The 273-nt window shown below is 59.7% G+C and carries 1 pseudogene; it reads left to right on the forward strand.

Features of this window, described 5'->3' with window-relative positions:
* Positions 1-57 precede the first annotated feature (57 nt).
* Positions 58-273: pseudogene (locus Q4563_RS19880) on the forward strand (glutamine--fructose-6-phosphate transaminase (isomerizing)); the annotation flags it as partial.

A 273-nucleotide genomic window follows, 5' to 3' on the forward strand; every position in this document is an offset into this window, starting at 1 on the left:
GTGGTAATCTTTCGCCTTCCAGTTCAGCGCGTCGGATTATCTTCAGGAGTATATGGTATGTGTGGCATTGTCGGAGCAGTAGCCCAGCGGGATGTAGTCGAAATATTGCTGGAAGGCTTGCGTCGTCTCGAATACCGGGGCTATGACTCTGCTGGCGTCGCCATTCTCGACGCCACCCAACCGGCACCGGCACTGACCCGGGTGCGACGACTGGGCAAGGTGCAGGAACTGGCCAATGCCATCGCGGCAACCGGCTTGCCCGGAGGACTGGGC

It is taken from the genome of Gilvimarinus sp. 1_MG-2023 (assembly GCF_030548285.1).